This is a genomic window from Evansella vedderi (genome assembly GCF_030813435.1).
Lineage (GTDB): Bacteria > Bacillota > Bacilli > Bacillales > Salisediminibacteriaceae > Evansella > Evansella vedderi.
In genome coordinates this window covers 76,236-99,338 of sequence record NZ_JAUSUG010000009.1, presented here as the reverse complement: position 1 = coordinate 99,338, position 23,103 = coordinate 76,236, and the positions used below count along the sequence as shown (strand labels likewise).

Sequence of the window (23,103 nt, the reverse complement as noted above, 5' to 3'; positions counted from 1 at the left end):
TATAAAAACACTTTTGTCCCAGCAACTTTTTCTTGAGTGGTTATTTATGGTTGAAAGGAGAGATTATCTTGAAGTTACCTAATTGTTGGTCGTGTAACCATACTTATAAATACAGTGAAGCATTAAAGTTCTTTTGGTCAAAGGAATGTCCCAAATGTGGTAAAAGACAAACTCTAAGCTCTAAAAGCAATTTAAGGACGATGATTCCGACTCTATTAATATTGTTTTTGCCTGGATATTTTATTAGATATTATTTAGAGATTGCCTTTATTTCTTACGTATATATAGGCATAGGGTTATTTTTAATCGCAATGTTACTAACACCCTTTTTCTTTGAATTTACAAATAAAAGTGAGTCAGGATTATCTAACTATTAGCCAATCGAAGGGTAAGATACATTAGTGGCATAGTGTGAAAACCTTTAAATAAACATTGATGGTCTAGTTCTGTAGGAACTGGGCCATTTTTTTATATGTTCGACTGTGTAGGTTAATAGTTAGAATTAAAATAGGTCTTTAGAATTATTATAAAAAAGTTAGAAAATCTTGGTTGCCAGCCATGACTTACTGTTATACAATACAAATTATAAAATAAACTGTATTATAACAATATAATGAAGGTGGTGAATATTGTGGACTGTGAGAAATGTAGTGGTAACGGGGAAATTACATGTTACAAGTGTCAAAGCTTGATTGCAGACTTTAGAAAGGATGTTGGAACAATTGAAGTTTGTGAAAACTGTTATGACACAGGTTTTGTGCACTGCAGCTATTGTTTTGGAAATGGAACCTTAGATTAATTTTTTTGGAATTAGGCTTTTAATAGTTTTAAAGATTAAATAAAGGGGCGAAGGATAATGACAAACGAAACCAAAGTGGAGCAGTTAAAAAAGGAATGGAAAAGCTTAAGGTGGTATGGGGTGGAACGTCCTTATTCACCGGAGGAAGTTCTGAAACTTAGGGGGTCCATCACGATCGAACATACCCTTGCTAAAAGGGGAGCAGAAAAGTTCTGGAATATGCTCAAAGAGGGTGATAAGGGGCATTATATTAATGCTTTAGGTGCCTTGACTGGGAATCAAGCTGTTCAGCAGGTGAAAGCTGGCTTAAAGGCAATCTATTTAAGCGGTTGGCAAGTTGCTGCCGATGCCAATCTATCCGGTCATATGTATCCTGATCAGAGTCTATATCCAGCAAACAGCGTTCCTCATGTTGTAAAAAGGATTAACCAGGCACTTCAACGTGCAGATCAAATTGAACACAGTGAAGGTGGTGCGAAACGGGATTGGTTTGTTCCTATTGTTGCAGATGCGGAAGCTGGTTTTGGTGGAACGTTAAATGTATTTGAATTAATGAAGGGGATGATAGAAGCGGGGGCTGCAGCTGTTCATTTCGAGGATCAATTATCTTCTGAGAAAAAATGTGGTCACCTTGGGGGCAAGGTATTATTACCAACACAGCAGGCAGTGGGTAATCTCATCTCAGCTAGATTGGCAGCGGACGTCATGGGAGTACCAACTGTAATTATAGCAAGAACCGATGCTAATGCAGCAAGCTTAATTACAAGTGATATCGATGAATACGATCATCCTTTTATCACCGGAGAGAGGACAACGGAAGGCTTCTATCGAACAAAGGCTGGTTTAGAGCAAGCTATTCATAGGGGGTTAGCGTATGCCCCATATGCTGATTTAATCTGGTGTGAGACCTCCGAACCAAATTTAGAAGAGGCTCGGACTTTTGCGGAGGCTATCCATGAGAGATATCCTTGGAAAATGCTGGCTTATAATTGTTCCCCTTCATTTAACTGGAAAAAGAAACTAGATGATGTTACCATTGCACGTTTCCAAAAGGAGCTAGGAAAGATGGGGTATAAGTTCCAATTTGTTACGTTAGCAGGCTTCCATTCATTAAACCATAGTATGTTTCAGTTAGCAAAAGGCTATAAGGAGAGTGGGATGACTGCCTATTCTCGACTTCAAGAAGCAGAATTTATAAGTGAAAAGGATGGATATACAGCTACAAAGCATCAACGCGAAGTAGGCACAGGATATTTTGATCTTGTTTCTACTATTATTTCAGGGGGGAAATCATCAACTACAGCTCTAATGGGATCAACAGAGGAGGAGCAATTTACGAATTAGTGTAGTTGTCTACCAACATCCTCCAATGTTCACAAAATTGTAACACTTTCACAATGGAATTTTCTAATTGGACCAATTGTCATACACTTTTCATAAAAAAAACTTTATAATCAATGTGGAAATGATGTTTTTTGGGGGGAATACGAGTGATTTATCATTTGTTGCGTAAAGGGGAATGGGAGAAAGCTATTAAAGAAGATATGTATTGGCCAGCTTCCTTGGATAAAGACGGTTTTATCCATTGTTCTACGAAACAGCAGATTATTAAGAATGGGAATAACTGGTTTCAAGAAGAATCAGAGATTATTTTGTTAGAGATTTGTTCCAATGATTTAGAGAGTTTAGTAGTAAATGAGGACTTAAATGAAACAGGTCAAATGTTTCCTCATATTTACGGCCATCTAAATTTAGACGCAGTAAAAAATGTTAGAGAGTTGAAGAAAAATGACAATGGGGAATTTGTCTTTTTCGAGAGTAAGGAACGCATATATTAGGTTCTAACGACGAAAAAGTACACGGCTGATTTTCACAGCCGTGTTTTTTCATGGTTTAGGGAATTATATTTTTCACTCTTGTGGAAAAGTTTATTTATTATTAATCACGTCTAGCTTCAGCGCCTACTCACTCGAGGTCAAATGATCTGCCCGATTAAAAAGTAAAAAGCACTTTTTATTGGGCAGATGCATTCGCTGGTCGCTCGTCGACAAGGCGTTTGCGCTTTTGTTCTTATTTAACCTTTGTCTTCATATCAATATATTCATCGTACGAGATTTCTTTGTCAAAGACCCCAGTATCTTGAATTTCAATGATTCGGTTAGCGATGGATTGGTTAAATTGGTGGTCGTGTGATGTGAAAATGATCGACCCTTTAAAATTAATTAATCCGTTGTTTAATGCTGTAATAGACTCTAGGTCTAAGTGGTTCGTAGGATCATCAAGCATTAACACGTTTGCACCGCTTAGCATCATTTTAGAAAGCATGCAACGAACCTTTTCTCCTCCTGATAACACACTTGCCTTTTTCTTCGCTTCTTCTCCTGAGAAGAGCATACGTCCAAGAAAACCACGCAAGAAAGTTTCTGTTTGGTCTTCTGGAGAATATTGGCGCAACCAGTCTACTAAGTTTAAATCTACACCTTCAAAGTACTTTGCATTATCCTTAGGAAAATACGCTTGGGATGTTGTAATTCCCCATTTATACGTACCACTGTCCGGTTCCATTTCCCCAGCAAGGATTTTTAATAAAGTTGTTTTAGCAATTTCTTTGTTACCAACAAGGGCCACTTTATCGTCCTTATTTAAGGTAAAGCTCACATTATCCAACACTTTTACCCCATCGATTATTTTAGTAAGACCTTCTACTTGTAAAAGGTCATTTCCAATTTCACGATTTGGTTTGAAGTGAACATATGGATATTTTCTAGATGATGGTTTAATGTCATCTAATTCAATTTTGTCTAATAGCTTTTTACGGGAGGTTGCTTGTTTGGATTTAGATGCGTTTGCACTGAATCTCGCAACGAAAGCTTGTAATTCTTTAATTTTTTCTTCTTTCTTCTTGTTTTGCTCCTGAGCCATTTTTAGGGCTAATTGACTTGATTCATACCAGAAATCATAGTTCCCTACATAGATTTGGATTTTTCCAAAGTCTAAGTCTGCAATATGCGTACAAACTTTGTTTAAGAAGTGACGGTCGTGGGAAACAACGATTACTGTATTTTCAAAGTTAATGAGGAACTCTTCTAGCCATTGGATTGCTTCAATGTCTAAGTGGTTTGTAGGCTCGTCCAAAAGTAAGACATCAGGATTGCCAAATAGGGCCTGAGCTAAGAGTACCTTTACTTTCTCGTTACCTGTAAGGTCAGCCATTTTTTTCTGGTGAAGGTCTTCATTAATTCCAAGGCCCTTCAATAGGATAGCAGCATCTGATTCCGCTTCATAGCCATTCATTTCAGCAAATTCACCTTCAAGCTCTGCAGCTTTCATCCCGTCTTCGTCACTGAAGTCAGGCTTCATGTAAATGGCATCCTTTTCTTTCATTACTTCATACAGGCGTTTGTGACCCATCATAACTACTTCAAGGACAACATGCTCCTCGTATTCAAAATGATTTTGTTTTAACACAGCCATACGTTGACCTGGTTGAAGGTGAACGTCCCCAGTTTGTGCTTCTATTTCACCGGATAATATTTTAATAAATGTTGATTTACCCGCACCATTTGCACCAATTAACCCATAGCAGTTCCCTGGGGTAAACTTGATATTTACATCTTCAAATAGCTTCCGATCACCGAATCGCAAGCTCACATTAGTTACTGTAATCATCGTAATCTCATCCTCTATATATTAAAGTCTAGAAAATTATAACATGGATTAGCCTTAAAGACGAGGAGGAGGCGGGAATTGGTAAATTCACAGGCATTTTTTTTACACATACACTAATAAAAATAGGCGATGGGAGGGGTGGCTTTGTATAACACAGGACCAACCACGGGTGGTGGAAGTGAGACTCATCAGTTTTTAGAGCAATTGAAAAAGGCTATGGATGGTAAATACCATGCCATTCATTCTTATGAAAATATGGCTGATTACGCTCCCAATAGTAGGGAACAAAATCGAATATTGGAAATACGAAAGGACGAGATCAATCATTATAAGCAATTTTCATATATTTTTACTTCCTTAACGGGAAAGGAATATACACCCAAAATAGATAAAAAGTATCCAGAAAGTTATGTAAAAGCATTAAATGAAGCATTTATTGATGAACAGAATACTACTGATTTTTATTTGGAAATGTCTGATTTTCCGATATACCCACAAATTCGAAGGGTCTTTAGAAGGGCAGCTGCCGACGAACAGAACCATGCAGTTTGGTTTTTGTACTTTTTGATGGGAAGACAAATGAAAAGTAGTTTTAGGTTTAATGATAAATGGTATATTTGATTGTTGTTCCAAATGGGGGCGGAAGGTCCATTTAGGGGCAGAATTTTTTATATTTTCCCTTAGTAATCCATTTGCTACTGAATAGTTCCCGAAAATGATAAATGTGAATGAATTGGGTAACATTACAAGGTTTCCAAAAACGAAATAAAGGCTGGGACAAAAGTATTTTTACTAATAAAAAAATCCGAACAACTTGTTGTAGGTGCAATCTCCCCGCTTCGGAAATATACTTCCCAAAGGTAGTGTATGGTTCGTATTTCCGTTAAACACTTTAGTTATGTCCCAGCCTCAAGTTATTCTTCAAAAACTATTGATAGCTATTTTCTAGCTCATCTACTAAAGAGCCAACATATTCTACAGCTAATCGAATGGATTCTGGGTTAGACATATCTACCCCAGCTTGGAGCATTAATTCCTCAGGGCTCATAGTTCCGCCAGCTTTTAAAACTTCTAACCAGCGGTCCACAACTGGTTGACCTTCTTCTAGGATTTTCTTTGCAACTGCTGTGGATGCTGTTAATCCAGCGGAATAAGTATAAGGGTAAAGCCCCATATAGTAGTGCGGCTGTCTCATCCAAGTAAGACCTGCGTTCTCATCTAATTCAACTGCATCTCCCCAGAATCCCTCAAGAACTTCTCGTTTTAATCCTGTTAATGTGGAAGCGGTATGAGGTTTTCCTTCTTCCGCATGCTTATAAACACGACGTTGGAATTCCCCTTCAAGTAAATGAGTAACAAAGTTGTGATAGTACGTTCCTAGGAACTGCAGGATTACCCAACGCTTCATTCTCGGGTCATTCGTTTTGTTCAATAGATGATTACCTAACAGAAGTTCATTCATAGTGGAAGGAGCTTCCACAAAGTACATAGATGGTCGAACATCTGCTACACGTTGATTTTTGTTAGCTAAATAGAAGTGTCCTGCATGACCTAGCTCATGTGTAAGGATAAATGCCCCTCTCATTGTATCCTTCCATGTCATCAGGATATAAGGGTGAGATCCGTATGGACTTGCACAGAACGCCCCGGTCGCTTTACCTATATTATCTGCACGATCTACCCAACGCTCTGTTAAACCTTTTTTCATGATATCGAGGTATTCTGGTCCCATAACTTCTAAGGATTCTAGGATAAGCTCAGATACTTTTTCGTAAGTAGTTTCCGGTTGGAAATCAGGATCTAACGGAGCCTTTAAGTCACTAAACCGCATTTCATCTAAACCGAGTACGCGCTTTTTCAGTTTTGCAAAACGTTGCATATGTGGAGCTAATTCGTTATAAATAATGTTTAACTGATTTTCATATAACGCTTCACTCACTTTTTGTGGGTGTAAAAGCATTTCTGTTACAGATGAATAATTACGAATCTTTGATAACGCCACTTGCTTTTTCACTTCTGTCGCGTAAACAGTAGCGTATGTATTTTCGTATCGCTTTAACCCTTTTACGAATGAATCATAGGCGTTGCGTCTTTCCTCCGTGTTAGGTGAAAGTTCGTATTGATCTTCGAATAAGGCAAATGAAAGGGCCTTTTTTTCACCATTTGCATCAATAAAAGAATCAAAGCTCATATCTGAAGACTTGCTTGTAGAATAGATTCTGTAAGGAGCACCTGTTACTTCACCTAAGGAAGTAAGAACCTCTTCTGTTTCAGATGAAAGGGCGTATGGTTTCTTGTCTAAAATATCTTTAATAGGAATTCGGTATAATTCCAACTCTTTTTCTTCTTGCAGGTATCGTTGAATTTGTTCCTCTGGAAAAGAAAGTAACTCTGACTCAATAAAAGCTAAGGCTGTATTGATTCTAGTCATAGCAGCACTCATAACAGCATAGTTCCCTTGGGATTCTGGGTTGGTACCATCTTCCGCCATTTTTAGGTTGGCATACGTTCCAAGGGGAATTAATCTCTCTATTAATTTTTCCTGTGCTTGAAAACATTGAAGTACGTTTTTGGCAGACTCTTTAAATGTTCCTTTAAATTTAGTTACTTGATCCACGGAAGCTTCTACTTCTTCTAACTCTTGTCTCCAAGTGTCAAGTGAAGGGAATAAGTCTTCTAATTTCCATGTTTCTTCAATAGAAACTTCACTTCTTTTAGTTAATCCTGAAGGCATTTAATCATCTCCTTAATTCATTATTAAATTATTGATTAATTATTTCGGTATTCGAAATTAATATTATTATACTATATTTTTTAAAAGAAAAATATGATATTTCTGAAATTAATAGATTTTAAAAAAGAGGGTGTACCAAAAGGGGGATAGTTCCACTTTTGGTACACCCTCGTTACAATCAAAACTAATTAAGCAAAGAATAAAGATACAGCCACACCAACTACACCAATAATAGCTAAAACATAAACTGGTTTAATCGGCATCTCACCATTGTTTTCCATTGCACGCCCAAACATAAAAAATACGATTGGATGGACGAGGAATGGCATAGAGAAAATGAATGGTATTAACAAAGCAGCCTCCGTACCGAACATTTCCCCTTGAATGGCGGCGAACAAGCCAAAGTGTGAAATAGCGCTTGACTGAGCCATTGCAGCGTAATCAAACTGCATGGCACTTAAGCTTAGTAAAGTTAGGCCTCCAAAGACGGCGCATATTTGCCAGCCGAAGGAGAATTGCATGAGAGCGTTCACTTCTTTACGGTCATTGCCGTCAGCTTTTCTCATATTACGCAATGAATAAATGGTAAGACCTATGCCGATGGCCACGAGAATAACACTTGGGAATAACCATAATTTCCCCATATCCGCACTAATGGCAAGGATAGAGAAGACGAAAATATGTCCGAAGAACGGTATGTTAATCATGATCGGAGCTCGCTTCGCTGCAATTGATCCGAAATCACCAGCTGTACAAGCCCCCGTTAACCCTGAGTGGGAAAGGGCTCCAGCCATTCCCGGTGCAAGGTTTCTTGCGTTTGCTGTTTTGGCAAAGAACATGAGGAGAGCAATCCCACCGAACATCCATAAAAGTTGTCCAAAAAATCCATAGGCAATAACGGAATTCATTCCTTCTATTGAAAATGCTTCTCCAATACGGGAACCTCCGACCATAAAGTTACCTGCTAAAACAATTGGAATACCAGCAAACAACAGTGCACGTATCGTTGGACCAAACGCCCATTTATAACATATTGCCCCTAAAGCAGCTGCAATCATCATGGCATAGAAGATTTGAGGCAATGCGATAATTGGTTGAATAAATGAAGCAATATGGAAAGATAGAATTAGGACTAGGACAATAAATAATAGTTCAAAGATACCTTTTCTCAAATAAAGACGTTTGTTTTTAATTTTTGCTTTGTTATCAATAAAAATAATGGAGCCAATTAATCCGATATAGGCAATTAACGGATAGAAGTCGCTTAATATAGTATTCGTACTAGTATTAAGGATTACTCTTGCTAAGCCTTCAATACCTAACAGTAAGAAAAAGGCGCGGATGATAAAAATAAATTGGGTTCTAGTTGTACCTAGCATCGTTTCTTCATCGGAAGGAACAACAAAATCGTCAACTTCCAGGTCTTTATTCCCGAGTATCTTCCTCAGTTCTTGTCCGCCAACAAAGAAAGAAACCGTAAGGGCAATAATGGTGGTGTTAGCCATTAAACTTACGAATGGAAATTCTGGTAGACCTGGAGTAGCAACATCACTTAATACTAATATGTAACCCATTGCTAATCCAAAAATAACGATAATGAGTATCGGGGAATACCTAGTCCCTGCAACAACGGTTCGTGAGATTAAAACCATAGGAATAAGGAAAAATAAAATTATCCAAAATTGATTTAATAATTGTAGATGTGTAATTTGTTCAATGATGTCCATATGTAACCTCTTCTCCTTTTTATTAGTACAACAATCTACATTAACTTACCTTAATCAAAAGGTAAATAACTTAAATTAAGAAAGTATGACAAATTATTTAAAAATAGGGAGAGACAACATGTAGTTTTCTCTATTTAGGGGGTAATATGTGAATCCATACAAAATTATGAATGTGTTTAGAGAAAATACAAATACTAGATAAGGATTTTTTTTAAACAATGATAATCTTTATTGACTAAAGTTGAGTCTGAACATATACTAAACATATTAATTCCGATAAAAATTATAAGAATTATAGATTATATGCTTGTTAGGGGGGATGAACGTGGAAAAGGTTCATATCCAGAAGGTTGAAAAGACCTTTAATAATAAAGATAGACAAGAGTCCTTTACTGTTTTTAATGACATATCCTTAACGATAGAACCAGGAGAATTTGTATCCTTGTTAGGACCATCTGGCTGTGGGAAATCTACATTACTGAATATTATTGCAGGCCTTGATGAGGCTACCGCTGGCGAGGTGCTTGTGGGAGATAAAAAAGTTACGAAACCAGGTTCAGATCGTGGTGTTGTTTTTCAAGAAGCCGCTTTAATGCCTTGGCTTACAGCTTTGGAGAATGTAATTTTTGCCTTAAAAAAGAAGTGTAAAAATAAAAACAAGGCAAAGGAGCAGGCCATTAAATACTTAAAGCTTGTTCACTTAAGTAAATTTATTAACTCCTACCCACATGAATTATCGGGGGGGATGAAGCAGCGTGTTGCCATTGCAAGGGCGTTGGCAATGGACCCTAAAATATTGTTAATGGATGAGCCATTCGGAGCTTTAGATGAGCAAACGAGGACGATGCTTCATCGAGAAGTTCAATATATTTGGGAAGAAACAAAAAAGACAATTATTTTCGTTACCCACAACATTCGGGAAGCGATTTTGTTATCAGATCGTATCGTTTTAATGGGCACCCGGCCTGGGGGAATTCGCAAAATTTACCCAGTTGATTTACCTCGCCCGCGAGTTCCAACTTCTCCGGAGTTTTTGCAGTTAGAAGAGGATATTATGTCTATCCTTGGCGGGGAAATTGAGAAAGTGATGAGGGAGGAAATGGGTGATGATTTCAATAGTAAGAAGGCTTCTCTTCTTTACGGCACTAATCGTGATCTGGGAGACAATATATAGGATAAATTTAGATTTACATTTCTTTGCACCAACCAATTTTCCATCGCCTCTTTTATCGGTTGTACAGCTTTATAGAGGATTTTTTGAAACTGGTATACTAATGGTCGCTTTAACAGAAAGTATTCAACGTATTTTTATTGGTTTTGCCTTAGCAATTATCATTGGGTCTATACTAGGGATATTAATTGGTGTTTCCAAAATTGCGGATGAGACTTTAGGTACATTAGTCATTGCTTTACAATCAGTACCAAGTATCGTGTGGCTTCCATTAGCAATGGTTATGTTAGGTGGAGGAGCTGCATCTATCCTGTTTGTAGTGGTTCTTGGAGGTACTTGGCCAATGACCATGAATATGAGAATGGGAATGAAAAACGTACAACCGATATTACTAAGGGCAGCAAGAACGATGGGATATAATCGGTCTGAGCTAGTTTGGAAGGTAATGATACCTGCATCTATTCCGTCTGCTATCACTGGTGCTAGATTAGCATGGGCTTTTGCGTGGCGCGCCTTAATGGCTGCAGAGCTAATTGGACGCGGCGGACTAGGAAGAACGTTAATGGATGCAAGGGACTTCTTTAATATGGAATTAGTTATTGCAATTATGATCATTATTTCTGTTATTGGGTTAATAATGGAGTACCTCGTCTTTAGAAAAATAGAGAAACGCGTTTTAGCAAAATGGGGATTATCGAAAGCTTAATTTATCGCAGGAATTTTTGCAATCATAACTCGAAGGAGTGAAAGGCGAGCTGTAACGGATTCGAGGGATCACTTTTTAAAAAGCAACAATCTTATCTTATAAAAGTTAACTATTTATATAAAATGAGGAGGAACAAGATGAAGAAGTTAAGAAGTTTATTATTTGCTTTTACTACTTTGTTTGTAATTGCAGCATGCGGACAAGGAGACGAAAATACAGATGCAGGATCTGGAGCATCCGCTGATGGAGAGAGCCCAAGTGTAACGATCGGTTACTTTCCCAACTTAGATCATGCAGCTGGAATTATTGGTAAGGAAAAAGGTTACTTTGAAGAAGAAATGGCGAACTATAATGTGGAGTTCACTCATTTCCCAAATGGAAATGACTTTATTGACGCACTAGACGTTGGAAATATTCAGTTAGGATATGTAGGACCTGGCCCTGCTATTAACTACTTCTTAGCAGGTGGAGATGTGGTAGTGATAGGTGCCGCCGCAAATGGAGCTACACTAATCGTTTCGAGAGAAGATTCTGGAATTTATTCCTTAGAGGATTTTGATGGAAAATCTTTCTGTACACCAGGAAATGGATGTACACACAATGTCCAATTAGAAATCATGCTTCAGGAAATTGGTTTAAAATCAAATCGTCTTGGTGGGACTGTAGAACACCAATCTCGAATTGCTCCATCTAATATGGTTGCCATGTTCGAGCAAGGCCAAATTGACGCAGCAGCAGCACCAGAGCCTTGGGGAACATTACTTGTGGAAGAGTATAATGCTAACGTTGTGGCAGAGTGGAATGACGTTTTCTTAGGTCAAGAGTTAGCTAGTGTTGTTATTGTTACTACAAATGAATTTTTAGAAAACAATCCAGAAGCTGTTGAGCAAGCATTACGTGCTCATAAGCGTGCAGTAGATTATACGCACGAGAATACAGAAGACACGTTGCAAACAGTAAATGAACTTATTTTCCAACTAGCACAAACTCGCCTGCCAGATCATGTGTTAGAGAAAGCGTGGGAGCGTATGGTAGTAACGACTGAAACTCATGCTGATGCCCTTCAGGCTTGGGCAAATGCATCTTACGAATTAAAGTTTATGGAGCACGACCCCAATCTAGATGGATTTGTTGATACTACTATCCTTGATAGAATTTTAGGAGAGTAATACAGCTAAGATAAGAATTGTATAACAGAACCTCTAAACATTGTACAACACATTGATTGGAGGTTTTCTTTTTCTATAAAAAAATAAAGCCTGTCACAATTTATTCAAATTGTAACCGTTATCAGATCGGTTGTGATATACTTCACAAATATGTCAAACATCTGATGGTTTATTAGGGGTATAATGAATTTGTAAAGGGCAAAGGGGTTTTAATTCAACGAGAATTACAAATAAGTTATTCCTCCCATATACTTCCGTTACCTTATGTGAAATTTATCACAATATATATAACAGTTGTTCTAGAAGGGTGGAACACTATGGTGTAATGGAGTGCTGGGATGATAAAATAGTTAAAGTTTGGGGAGATGAGAAGAATGAAAGCATGGAATGGATTTCAATCAGGACAATGGATGGAAGAGATACATGTTAGGGATTTTATTTTAAGAAATATAACCTCTTATTATGGAGGGGAGGAGTTTTTGACGGAACCAACAGCTAAAACGATGGAACTTTGGGAAACTGTTAAAAACTTAATGGCCAAAGAATTAAAAAACGGTGTTCTTGATATTGACACAGCAACTATTTCAACAATTACATCACATGGCCCAGGTTATATTGATCGAGATAAAGAAGTTGTCGTTGGACTACAGACAGATGCCCCTTTAAAAAGGTCTATTCAACCTTTTGGCGGCAATCGAATGATGGAACAAGCATGTGAAGCATACGGCTACAAACTGGATGAAAGTATTAGCACAATTTTTTCCCAATACCGAAAAACACATAATCAAGGAGTATTTGATGTGTATACAGATGAAATGAAAAAAGCCCGTAAAGCAGGAATTATCACTGGTCTTCCTGATGCATACGGAAGGGGAAGAATTATTGGTGACTACCGTCGTGTTGCCCTTTATGGTGTGGATCGGCTCATTAAAGAGAAAATAAAAGAAAAAAGAGAACTGGAATTAGAGGATATGACTGATGCTGTCATTCGTGACCGAGAAGAAATGGCGGAGCAAATTAGAGCACTTAGTGAATTGAAGGAAATGGCAAAGAGCTATGGTTTCGATATATCTAACCCGGCTGAAACGGCTAAGGAAGCTTTTCAATGGTTATACTTCGCTTATTTAGGGGCTATTAAAGAACAAAATGGAGCAGCCATGAGCCTTGGACGAGTGTCCTCCTTCCTTGATATATATATAGAAAGGGATATCCAAAACGGAATTCTTTCAGAAGAAGAAGCGCAAGAGCTAGTTGACCAATTTGTCATGAAACTCCGTATGGTCAGGTTTTTAAGAACACCTGAATATAACGATTTATTTAGCGGGGACCCAACATGGGTAACAGAATCTATCGGTGGTATGGGATTGAATGGGGTTCCATTAGTAACGAAAAACTCATTCCGTTTTATTCATACACTCTTAAACCTTGGACCAGCTCCGGAACCTAATTTAACAGTACTTTGGTCAAATTCATTGCCAGAGAAATTTAAAGAATTTGCTTCCAAGGTTTCTATTGAAACTAGTTCCCTTCAGTTTGAAAATGATGACTTAATGAGAGAAGAATACGGCGATGATTATGGAATCGCATGCTGCGTCTCAGCCATGAGAATAGGGAAGCAAATGCAGTTCTTCGGAGCCCGTGCAAATTTAGCTAAAGCGTTACTATATGCTATTAATGGTGGGATAGACGAGAAACTAGGTATACAAGTTGGACCGAAAATGGAACCTATCACAACTGATGTATTAGATTTTGATGATGTAATGAAAAACTTTGAAGAAATTCAGAACTGGTTGGCTGAACTCTATATTAAAACTTTAAATGTAATTCATTACAACCATGATAAATATTGCTATGAGAGAATCGAGATGGCCCTGCATGATCGTGACATTATTAGAACGATGGCAACAGGTGTTGCAGGATTATCTGTTGTAGCAGATGCACTAAGTGCCATTAAGTTTGCTAAGGTTAGAGTAATCCGGGATGAAACTGGTTTAGCAAAGGATTTCGAAGTGGAAGGGGAATTCCCGTATTACGGAAACAACGATCAACGAGTAGATGAAATTGCCTCTTCGGTAGTAAAGAATTTTATGAGTAAACTAAGGGAGCAGAAAACGTATCGTCAATCTATTCCAACACTGTCCGTCTTAACCATTACCTCCAATGTAGTTTATGGTAAAAAGACTGGAAATACACCTGATGGCCGTAAAGCAGGAGAACCATTTGCACCAGGTGCTAATCCAATGCACGGTAGGGATAAGAAGGGTGCCTTAGCATCATTAAATTCCGTATCGAAAATCCCTTATGAAGACTGCCAAGATGGAATTTCTTGTACTTTCTCGATTATCCCTAAGGCATTAGGAAAAAACGATTCATCAAGAATTAAAAATCTATCTTCTATTTTAGATGGTTATGTTGTAAAAGGTGGTCATCATTTAAATGTGAATGTGTTTGATAGGGAAAAGTTGTTGGATGCAATGAATCATCCAGAGGAATACCCACAATTAACCATTCGAGTGTCCGGTTACGCAGTAAACTTTAATAAATTAACAAAAGAACAGCAGGAAGATGTAGTCAATAGAACATTCCACGAAAGTTTGTGATGCCAAATGAAAGGTTATGTTCACTCAATAGAAACGTGCGGAACAGTAGATGGTCCTGGCATAAGGTACGTCCTATTTTTACAAGGATGTCCATTGCAATGTTTATATTGCCATAATCCAGATACCTGGAAAAAATGTGTTGGCGATTTAATGGACACGGAGGATATCATTAAAGATATAATAGATTATTTACCTTATATGCAGTTTTCTAACGGAGGAATAACAGTTAGTGGTGGAGAAGCTTTGCTTCAGCCAGAGTTCGTTTTAGATTTATTTACGAAATGTAAAGAGCTAGGAATACACACCACCCTTGATACTGGAGGATCCGTCATACCAAAAATAATAGATGACATTCTAGAGGTTACGGATTTAGTTCTTTTAGATTTAAAGCATATTGATGAGGAAAAGCATAAAGAATTGACAGGTCTATCTAACAAGAACACATTAAAGATTGCAAAGTTGTTAATGGAAAAGGAAATACCTGTATGGATACGCCATGTATTAGTCCCAGGTATTACGAATGATAAATTACAGTTAACAAAGCTGGGAAACTTTATAGCACAACTCTCCAATGTGGAAAAAGTAGAGGTGCTTCCGTATCACAAAATGGGTGAATACAAGTGGGAGCAGTTAGGTCTAGTAAATACTTTGAAGTACGTCCAAGCCCCAACAGCGGAAGAAGTAGACGATGCTTATAATCTTATAATGAACCAGAAAAGGAAAGCTCTAAAAGGCATGAACCAAAGAACAATACGTGTATCCTCCTAAATCAATATAGTTGTCACAAAATTGTGCGGGACCCGGTCCCGCACAATTTTTGTAGATTTTTAGATTGATATTCTTTAAAATTTGCAGTATATAAATTTTCAGTTCCTAAATATGATTTGGAACATAAACTGGTTAGAGTAAGGCTCTTGCCTTTGGAAGGTGAATAAGATGGAAAGACATATTGTTTTTGTTTACGGAACCTTAAGACGGCACGATAGTAACTCGGATCTTCTGAAGATGAGTAAACTCGTCTATGAACAAGCTTATGTGAAAGGCTCCCTTTATGATACGGGTTTAGGTTATCCGGCCTTAGATTTTAATGGTGAAGACATAACCTACGGTGAAGTGTATGAGGTCACAAATGATGTACTTTACTCACTTGATGTATTAGAAGGTTACGAGGAAGGGCGAACGAATAATTTATATGATCGTAAAATAGTGCAAGTCTTCACGGATGAAAGTTCCATTCAAGCATATGTATATACTATTGCTCCATCCAATAGGGACCTGTTGAAAGAAAAAATTGACAATGGTGATTGGAAGCTATACAAATTTCTAAATGAAAACCCACTAACCTTCATGTACTTTGCCTATGGCTCTTGTATGGATACTGAACGGTTCCATGAGCAAGGTGTTAGACACCTTTTTGAACGTGTAATGGGAGTAGGGGAATTGCAAAATTATACCCTTTGCTACTCTAGACATTCTCACGACGGGGGAAGAGCTGATATTAAGGAAGGTACAGGGTATGTAGAAGGAATTCTTTATTTATTACCTTTGGAGGCACTCCATTATCTATTCGACCGGGAAGGCGTTCATGCTCAAATTTATCGGCCTGTATTTGTGGATATCGAATGGAACAACCAAACTTTAGAGGATGTCCTTTCCTTTACTGTCATTAATAAGGAAGAGGATATAGCCCCGCCCGACCATTACGCTTTAGAGATTCTGCGTGGTGCCAAAGGTAGAGTATCGGATAATTATTACCAGTTGTTAAGGAAACAGATGGCAGACTTAGGTGTAGATGTGAGAAGCATAGAGGAACAAATATAAAATGAATAAGGTGAGAAGGAGTGAATGCTTTTGACCTCTCTGTTCATTGTAGGGGGTGTTCTGATATTACTCCAAATTTGTTCAGCGGTATTTATTAATCAACTGAGTATCAAGAAAAATTGGATGAAATACTTCTTATCCTGGTTAATCTTAATACTAGGAATAGCCTTAGTACCGCTAAGTATAATGATGGGTGGCTGGATAAGTATACTCTTTGCTGGCTACGGTATTACCATGGTTATTACTGCATTGCTTACCATTCCAATCATAACCTTGACGCTAGATAATTATAAGACTAGAAAAAGCCTTATTTTTAAAAGGAAAATAAAAGGGGAGCTCAATAGGCCTAATTAGCCTCTGAGCTCCCAGTTTTAAAAGCAACGGCTCGTTAGTTAATTAGACTGCTGGTGACCAGTAAATTTCGCCGTATTTTTGCTCTTCTTCCACTTCCACTTTAAAATTGTGCTTTTTATAAAAATGAGTTAACCGGTCGATGTGATCCCAATCCCGTTCCACTAGGTCACCAGTAATACATTGTACATTCTGGTCCATTGCATGCTCTTTTAAAAATTTCATACAGACGGATCCGAATCCTCTATTTTCTTCACCTCGTATATCCTGAATGTGTATGACGTAATCATCTGCATATTGGGCTTGGATAGAAAAATCCCATTTACCACGGTAAGGAGTCTCACAATCATGAAGCATCACTTTGCAAACATTACCGTCATCAATAGCGTATACAATAACCCATTTATCTTCCTTGGTTTGATCGATACCCAGTATCTGACTGCGTTTTGCAATTTCCTTCATATTTTCCTTCATGCGAAAAACTTGTAGTTCTAGATCCTCTAGCTCTTCAATGATTTCGTCTTTATCTTTTTTTTGTTTATCATCAAAGGAGTCTATTGGAGAGTAAATCATATAAATCCCCTTTCTATTCGATTATCTTCTATATAAACTATGAAACGTGCAAAAGTAGTGTTCCGAACATAATATACCCACACAATTAAAACATTTTACAGGAATTCCCGATTTTTTTCAAATCCCTCATAAAATTATTCCTTTGTAAAACATATTTGTTGCACTTTTCCAATGGGTTTGGCATAATTCATACTAAATAGGTGCGAATTAAATATATTTTCATGTAAAGGAGTGACAAGCTTGAAAGAGATACCTATGACCTTAGTAAAAGCAAACCAAACGATGATGGTTGTGTTAACCCTTTTATCTATTTCTTTTCAAAGTGTTTTACTAGTTGCTATTACCCTAGGAATTATTGCTGCTTCTTTACTTTTTGGGCCAAAGGCAAATATTGCTTTCCGTATCACAAAGGCTTTGTCAAAGAAAGATTTATCAAAAGACCCTACCGAATCGTCACAATTAACTCGATTTAACCAATCCATTGCTGCTTCGCTTCTAACAATTGCCCTCTTAATTCTATTAATAAACGGTCATTGGATTGCTTGGGTATTAGTAGGAATGGTAACAGTAGCTGCAACTGTTGCTATTATGGGCTTTTGTGTTGGTTGTTTTTTATATTTTCAACTGAAGCAACTGAGATACAAGTTAACAAAAAACCCGTAAAATAGTTTACTGAAAACCTGCCTTTATTGTTATAAGGTGGGTTTTTTATGTCTGGTGAATAAACAGAAACATTATTAAGCAAAAATATCACCAGGAGGGATGTAAAATGGTACAATCAAAGGTTGCTGTTATCTCTGGTGGTGGTTCAGGTATTGGAAAAGGAGCAGCCCTGGAACTAGCGAAGTCAGGGTATAAAATTTGTATTATGGATTTGAAGGAAAACCGTGCAGAGCATGTAAAAGAGAAGATTGTCAATTCAGGTGGCGAGGCAATTGTATTAGATATAGATGTGAAAGATGAAGAAAGAGTAAGAAATGGTTTTCAACAAGCAATAGAAAAGTTTGGTTCCGTTGATACAGTATTTATTAATGCTGGAATTAATGGTACCCTCTCCGCGATTGAGGAGCTCGAAATAAAAGATTGGGACCAAACGATAGACACGAATTTGAAGAGTACATTTTTATTTATAAAGCAAAGTATTCCCCATATGAAATCTAAAGGAGGGAGTATTATTATTACAAGCTCTATTAATGGTAATCGAACCTTTTCTAATATCGGAATGTCCGCCTATAGTACTTCAAAGGCTGGGCAAGTTGCTTTTATGAAAATGGCTGCTTTAGAATTGGCAAGATATAAAATTCGTGTGAATGCTATATGTCCCGGTGCAATCAAAACAAATATTGGACAAAATACATCGCCGAAGGATAATTTAGACGAAGTAAAAATACCAGTGAAGTATCCAGAAGGTAATCAACCGTTGGAACATGGACCTGGAACTCCTGAACAGGTAGCACAATTAGTAAGTTTTCTTGCATCAGACGCGTCCAGCCATATAACAGGGACAGAAATCTATATTGACGGAGCAGAATCACTGTTATAAAGATAATTAGTATAACCATGTTGGCTTTGACTTGTCGCGAAAAAGGAAGATTCGCGGCAAGTCGAAGGTAGATGATCTAACTGTCTTCGAACACCCCTCACCTAACAAAAATACCCCATTCTTTACCCCAATAGGAAAACACTGTTCTTCATAAAGCTGATTCAAAAGTCATCAACACCACAGGTACAAAAAATATATTTACTAGAGGAATCCCCTTTACATTCGAAGAAATATGTTACGTGTTTAAAAAAGCAGGTTGTGTGGAGGGGAACTAAATGAAAATTATTGATTTGACAACAAGTGACGAACAGTATATTTACCAAACCGCGGAAATACTAGTGGATGGTTTCAAAGAAAATTGGCCTGAGGCATGGCCTACACTGGAGTCAGCCTTAGAGGAAGTGCAGGACTCCATTAGTAATGATAAAATAAGTCGAATTGCTTTAGACCCTGAAACCGATCATGTTCTAGGATGGATTGGGGCAATAAGTGAAAGAAGGGGGAAGGTTTGGGAACTTCACCCATTAGTTGTGAGAAAAGACAAGCAAAAAACTGGTATTGGAAAAGCCTTAGTATTAGATTTAGAAAGACAAGCAAAGGTACGTGGGGGACTAACTATTTGGTTAGGTACGGACGATGAAAATTTCATGACAACAATCTCAGGTAAGGATCTATATCCTAACCTCTTAGAAAACCTTCAAAATATCCAAAATATTAAAGGGCATCCCTATGAATTTTATCTAAAATTAGGGTTTTCCTTATCAGGGGTGCTACCTGATGCCAATGGTCCTGGAAAACCTGATATTTTTATGAGCAAAAAAATATATTGAAAAGAAACAAGTGGTGGTTTTAAATGCAATTGGATAATCTATGGAATTATCAAGACATAAATATTGAACTATCTAAACTGGGAGAACTGGAAGATAAAATAAGCAAAGAAGCAGTCGATTCATGTATTATATATAGGTCAGGAGCTGTTGAATTCGAATATTATAAAGAAAACAGCTTTAGAAAAACGAAACATCATATTTACTCCATTACGAAAAGTATTGTGTCATTACTAATAGGAATAGCGATGGATAAAGGAAAGATTTCCAACATTCATGAACCAATTTCTACTTTCTTGCCATTCTTACAATATGATAAGAATGGCAAGAGTGAAATCACTATTCACCACTTATTAACGATGACTTCAGGGATTGACTGGCCAGGGAATGAGGAAATGCTGAAGTCTGATGATTGGGTCAAATACATAATAAACCGTCCTTTAAGAAATAAGCCTGGAGGGAGTATTCATTATAACTGTGGGAATTCCCATCTTCTCGGTATCATTTTAAAAGAAGCTACAGGAAGCAGCCTTGACCAATTTGCAGAAAAATATTTATTTAACCCTCTCAATATCACAGATTACCAGTGGAAAACAGATCCTAAAGGCAATCCAATTGGAGGTTTTGGGATTAGTTTAACCTCTTATGATCTATTGAAATTAGGAGAACTCTGTTTAAATGAAGGTAGCTATAATGAGCGACAGGTAGTCTCTAAGGAGTGGGTAGAAAAATCCACCGCCCCCTTCATCTCCACTAAAATTGGTAACCAGAAGTATGCCTGCCATTGGTGGGTAAGTGAGCCTTTTAGCAATAACCACCCTTCCTTTTATTATGCTGCAGGAAGTGGGGGACAATATATTTTTATCGTTCCAGACTATGAGTTAATTACCGTATACACAAGCAACTTCAGCAAAAAAGACGGTGTCAAACCGTATCACTGGTTTGTTAAATATATTTTGAATGCAATTAAAAAAGTGTAGGAAGGAAGTTTTGATAATGAGCCTAGAACAATTTTTGCAGGAGCAAAACAGAAAATTGGAAGAGCTTCATACAACCTATTCCAATGCATCATGGAAAGCTGCCACAACAGGGGAAGCGGAATGGACCAAAAAAACAGCAGAGGCAGGAATCGCTTATAAAAAATACTTTAGTAATTCCAAACTCTTCCAAAAAGTGAAAGATTACATAGACGAGGATAAAGGAACGACACTGCAAAAACGACAGCTGGAGCTCCTTTATTCCACAATGGTAGAGAACCAATTACCTGAGGAACTTTTAAGTGAAATGGTTACACTTTCTACAGAGTTAAACAGTATATTCAATACTTTCCGGGCCACTTTAAATGGAAAACAGATTTCAGAAAATGATATTAGACAAATATTAGTAGGAAGCACTGATTTACAAGAAAGGGAAGCTGCATGGCATGCTAGTAAGCAAATTGGGCAAGAGGTGGTTGATAAACTCATCACCCTTGTAAATAAGAGAAATGAGGCTGCTCAAACACTTGGTTATGAAAACCACCATCAAATGGCCTTTGAATTACAGGAACTAGACCGAGACTTTATTTTTGATACATTTAAGCAATTGAAAGAACTTTCAGAGGAACCATTTCGGGCAATTAAACAAGAGTTAGATGAAGAATTAGGGGGGGAATTTGGGTTAGAGACTTCCGAACTACGACCATGGCATTATTCAGATCCTTTTTTCCAAGAAGCACCTAAAGTAAAGGGACTTGATTTAGATACCTATTATAAAGGAAAAGATATTGAACAAATCACTATCGATACATTTAAAGCAATGGGGCTTGATATTAAGCATCTAGTGGAAAATAGTGACCTTTATCCAAGGGATAAAAAGAATCAACATGCTTTTATGAGTAATTTAGATCGTTCTGGCGACATAAGGGTCCTTTGTAATATTAATGAATCAAGCTATTGGATGGAAACAATGCTTCATGAATTTGGACATGCCATTTATGATGATAGTGTGGATCCTGAGCTGCCATTTAGTTTAAGAAAATATGCCCATATCCTTAGTACAGAAGCAATTGCTATGTATTACGGCCGGATGGGAAAAAATCCAGTATGGCTGACAAAATTTCTGGGATTAGATGAATCTACCGTTCAGGAGCTAACTCCAAAATTGGAGAAAGCGTTACAACGGCAAATGTTAATTGCAGGTCGTTGGATTATGACATTTGTTTTCTTTGAAAGAGAATTATATGAAAATCCAGATCAGGATTTAAATAAGCTTTGGTGGAAAATCGTTGAGGACGTTCAGTTTGTTCATCCACCGGAAAATCAAAATTACCCACATTGGGCAGCAAAAATACATTTTTGCATTGCACCAGTCTATTATCAAAACTACTTGTTAGGAGAATTGACTGCGTCCCAGTTGGATCAATATATGAAAAAACACGTTTCAGAAGAAACCTATACTCCTGAGATTGGAGCGTTCTTAAATAAGGAGTACTTTTTCCATGGGGCAAGTTACCATTGGAATGACAAGATTGAAAAGGTAACAGGTGAAAAATTAAACCCTGAACATTTTGTAAATCAATTTGTTAAGTAGAAAAATATTAATTATCATACATGGTTTCCGCAGAATTATACAAACTAGGAGGGAGAATTCTATAAAATAATTACTGTGGAGGTAAATCATGATTAAGAAAGTTTTTTTAGTAACCATCACTTTTATGTTAATATTTCCGATGATGTCCCAAGTAGAAGCACAGCAAGTGAGAATGTTTGATGAGCCGCCATTTGAGCACTATAAGGTATCTCCTGGAGATTCATTTTGGTTTATTGGGCAAAGGTATAATGTGGATTATCGTAAACTGATGGAACTAAATCCAGAGATTGACCCTTATAATATGCATGTTGGTGAGGTAATTCGTTTAAAGGAGTCAGCGGAACACCATAGTCAATTTGAGGATCAAGTAGTACAGTTAGTAAACCAAGAAAGAAGAAATAGAGGGTTACAGCCATTACAGCATCGTGCAGACTTAAAAAATGTAGCACATCGAAAAGCGGAAGACATGATCAATTCAAATTATTTTTCACACAATAGCCCTAACTATGGCTCTCCCTTTGATATGATGCGAACATATGGAATAAGTTATCAAGCCGCAGCAGAAAACATAGCGAAAGGTCAAACAACCCCAGAGCAAGTTATGAATTCATGGATGAATTCATCTGGACATAGGCAAAACATATTGAATGGTCAATTTGATACAATTGGAGTAGGCTTCTATCACGGAGCATGGGTACAGTTGTTTATAAAAGCAAGGTAATAAGAACGTAAAGAGGGTGTGTCAGAGACACACCCTCTATCTTGTATTGGTTATGGGTAGATGATTAACTAGTGAAAGGTAGGGAAAATAAATGGGGCTATATGTTACTTGTTTATTTGTG

The 23,103-nt window shown here is 37.4% G+C and carries 21 protein-coding genes; 17 read left to right on the top strand and 4 right to left on the bottom strand.

What is annotated here, in order from left to right:
* Positions 1-68: 68 nt before the first annotated feature.
* The 3 genes from J2S74_RS12415 to J2S74_RS12405 all read left to right on the top strand — a co-directional run bounded on the left by J2S74_RS12415 (position 69) and on the right by J2S74_RS12405 (position 2,637).
* Positions 69-377 carry a TIGR04104 family putative zinc finger protein gene (locus J2S74_RS12415; RefSeq protein WP_307326109.1) on the top strand — a complete coding sequence of 103 codons (309 nt, stop codon included), beginning with the start codon at positions 69-71 and terminating at the stop codon, positions 375-377.
* Positions 378-856: 479 nt separating this feature from the next.
* On the top strand, positions 857-2,143 hold the full coding sequence (aceA, locus tag J2S74_RS12410) for an isocitrate lyase (protein ID WP_307326108.1): 1,287 nt from the start codon (positions 857-859) through the stop codon (positions 2,141-2,143).
* Positions 2,144-2,289: 146 nt separating this feature from the next.
* A complete protein-coding gene (locus J2S74_RS12405) occupies positions 2,290-2,637 on the top strand; it encodes a DUF952 domain-containing protein (RefSeq protein ID WP_307326107.1) in 348 nt (115 codons plus the stop codon).
* A 232-nt stretch (positions 2,638-2,869) separates the two neighbouring features.
* Here the strand turns inward: J2S74_RS12405 and J2S74_RS12400 are convergent, their stop codons facing one another.
* The gene (locus J2S74_RS12400; RefSeq protein ID WP_307326106.1) at positions 2,870-4,468 is read right to left on the bottom strand and encodes an ABC-F family ATP-binding cassette domain-containing protein; all 1,599 of its coding nucleotides are present in this window, start codon (positions 4,466-4,468) and stop codon (positions 2,870-2,872) included.
* Between the two features lie 144 nt (positions 4,469-4,612).
* Here J2S74_RS12400 and J2S74_RS12395 point away from each other — a divergent pair, with 144 nt between their 5' ends.
* A complete protein-coding gene (locus J2S74_RS12395; protein ID WP_307326105.1) occupies positions 4,613-5,089 on the top strand; it encodes a ferritin-like domain-containing protein in 477 nt (158 codons plus the stop codon).
* Between the two features lie 307 nt (positions 5,090-5,396).
* On the opposite strand, the gene pepF is transcribed toward J2S74_RS12395, so the two are convergent.
* Together pepF and J2S74_RS12385 are read right to left on the bottom strand one after the other, a co-directional pair.
* The gene (pepF, locus tag J2S74_RS12390; protein WP_307326104.1) at positions 5,397-7,202 is read right to left on the bottom strand and encodes an oligoendopeptidase F; all 1,806 of its coding nucleotides are present in this window, start codon (positions 7,200-7,202) and stop codon (positions 5,397-5,399) included.
* A gap of 188 nt (positions 7,203-7,390) precedes the next feature.
* On the bottom strand, positions 7,391-8,929 hold the full coding sequence (locus J2S74_RS12385) for a hypothetical protein (RefSeq protein WP_307326103.1): 1,539 nt from the start codon (positions 8,927-8,929) through the stop codon (positions 7,391-7,393).
* 325 nt (positions 8,930-9,254) lie between these two features.
* Between J2S74_RS12385 and J2S74_RS12380 the strand changes: the two genes are divergently transcribed.
* From J2S74_RS12380 to J2S74_RS12350, 7 genes are all read left to right on the top strand, one after another.
* Positions 9,255-10,103, top strand: a complete 849-nt coding sequence (locus J2S74_RS12380; RefSeq protein WP_307326102.1) for an ABC transporter ATP-binding protein — start codon at positions 9,255-9,257, stop codon at positions 10,101-10,103.
* Positions 10,036-10,806 carry an ABC transporter permease gene (locus J2S74_RS12375; protein ID WP_307326101.1) on the top strand — a complete coding sequence of 257 codons (771 nt, stop codon included), beginning with the start codon at positions 10,036-10,038 and terminating at the stop codon, positions 10,804-10,806. The genes J2S74_RS12380 and J2S74_RS12375 overlap by 68 nt, the downstream gene beginning before the upstream one ends.
* A gap of 137 nt (positions 10,807-10,943) precedes the next feature.
* Positions 10,944-11,975 (top strand): aliphatic sulfonate ABC transporter substrate-binding protein, encoded by a 1,032-nt coding sequence (locus tag J2S74_RS12370; RefSeq protein WP_307326100.1) that lies wholly within the window; start codon positions 10,944-10,946, stop codon positions 11,973-11,975.
* Between the two features lie 374 nt (positions 11,976-12,349).
* A complete protein-coding gene (gene pflB, locus J2S74_RS12365; protein WP_307326098.1) occupies positions 12,350-14,575 on the top strand; it encodes a formate C-acetyltransferase in 2,226 nt (741 codons plus the stop codon).
* 6 nt (positions 14,576-14,581) lie between these two features.
* The gene (gene pflA, locus J2S74_RS12360) at positions 14,582-15,343 is read left to right on the top strand and encodes a pyruvate formate-lyase-activating protein (protein ID WP_307326097.1); all 762 of its coding nucleotides are present in this window, start codon (positions 14,582-14,584) and stop codon (positions 15,341-15,343) included.
* 168 nt (positions 15,344-15,511) lie between these two features.
* Positions 15,512-16,396 carry a gamma-glutamylcyclotransferase family protein gene (locus J2S74_RS12355; RefSeq protein WP_307326096.1) on the top strand — a complete coding sequence of 295 codons (885 nt, stop codon included), beginning with the start codon at positions 15,512-15,514 and terminating at the stop codon, positions 16,394-16,396.
* Between the two features lie 123 nt (positions 16,397-16,519).
* Entirely contained in the window at positions 16,520-16,750 is a 231-nt protein-coding gene (locus J2S74_RS12350; protein ID WP_307326095.1) for a hypothetical protein, read from the top strand.
* Positions 16,751-16,792: 42 nt separating this feature from the next.
* Here the strand turns inward: J2S74_RS12350 and J2S74_RS12345 are convergent, their stop codons facing one another.
* Positions 16,793-17,320: a hypothetical protein gene (locus J2S74_RS12345; protein WP_307326093.1), complete on the bottom strand. Its 528-nt coding sequence runs from the start codon at positions 17,318-17,320 to the stop codon at positions 16,793-16,795.
* 240 nt (positions 17,321-17,560) lie between these two features.
* Between J2S74_RS12345 and J2S74_RS12340 the strand changes: the two genes are divergently transcribed.
* The 6 genes from J2S74_RS12340 to J2S74_RS12315 all read left to right on the top strand — a co-directional run bounded on the left by J2S74_RS12340 (position 17,561) and on the right by J2S74_RS12315 (position 22,982).
* Positions 17,561-17,983: a DUF4395 domain-containing protein gene (locus J2S74_RS12340; protein ID WP_307326091.1), complete on the top strand. Its 423-nt coding sequence runs from the start codon at positions 17,561-17,563 to the stop codon at positions 17,981-17,983.
* 106 nt (positions 17,984-18,089) lie between these two features.
* Positions 18,090-18,863 carry an SDR family oxidoreductase gene (locus J2S74_RS12335; protein WP_307326089.1) on the top strand — a complete coding sequence of 258 codons (774 nt, stop codon included), beginning with the start codon at positions 18,090-18,092 and terminating at the stop codon, positions 18,861-18,863.
* Positions 18,864-19,138: 275 nt separating this feature from the next.
* On the top strand, positions 19,139-19,693 hold the full coding sequence (locus tag J2S74_RS12330; RefSeq protein WP_307326088.1) for a GNAT family N-acetyltransferase: 555 nt from the start codon (positions 19,139-19,141) through the stop codon (positions 19,691-19,693).
* Positions 19,694-19,716: 23 nt separating this feature from the next.
* Positions 19,717-20,670: a serine hydrolase domain-containing protein gene (locus J2S74_RS12325; RefSeq protein ID WP_307326087.1), complete on the top strand. Its 954-nt coding sequence runs from the start codon at positions 19,717-19,719 to the stop codon at positions 20,668-20,670.
* Between the two features lie 16 nt (positions 20,671-20,686).
* The gene (locus J2S74_RS12320) at positions 20,687-22,261 is read left to right on the top strand and encodes a M2 family metallopeptidase (protein ID WP_307326085.1); all 1,575 of its coding nucleotides are present in this window, start codon (positions 20,687-20,689) and stop codon (positions 22,259-22,261) included.
* An 88-nt stretch (positions 22,262-22,349) separates the two neighbouring features.
* Positions 22,350-22,982: a CAP domain-containing protein gene (locus J2S74_RS12315; RefSeq protein ID WP_307326083.1), complete on the top strand. Its 633-nt coding sequence runs from the start codon at positions 22,350-22,352 to the stop codon at positions 22,980-22,982.
* Positions 22,983-23,103 lie beyond the last annotated feature (121 nt).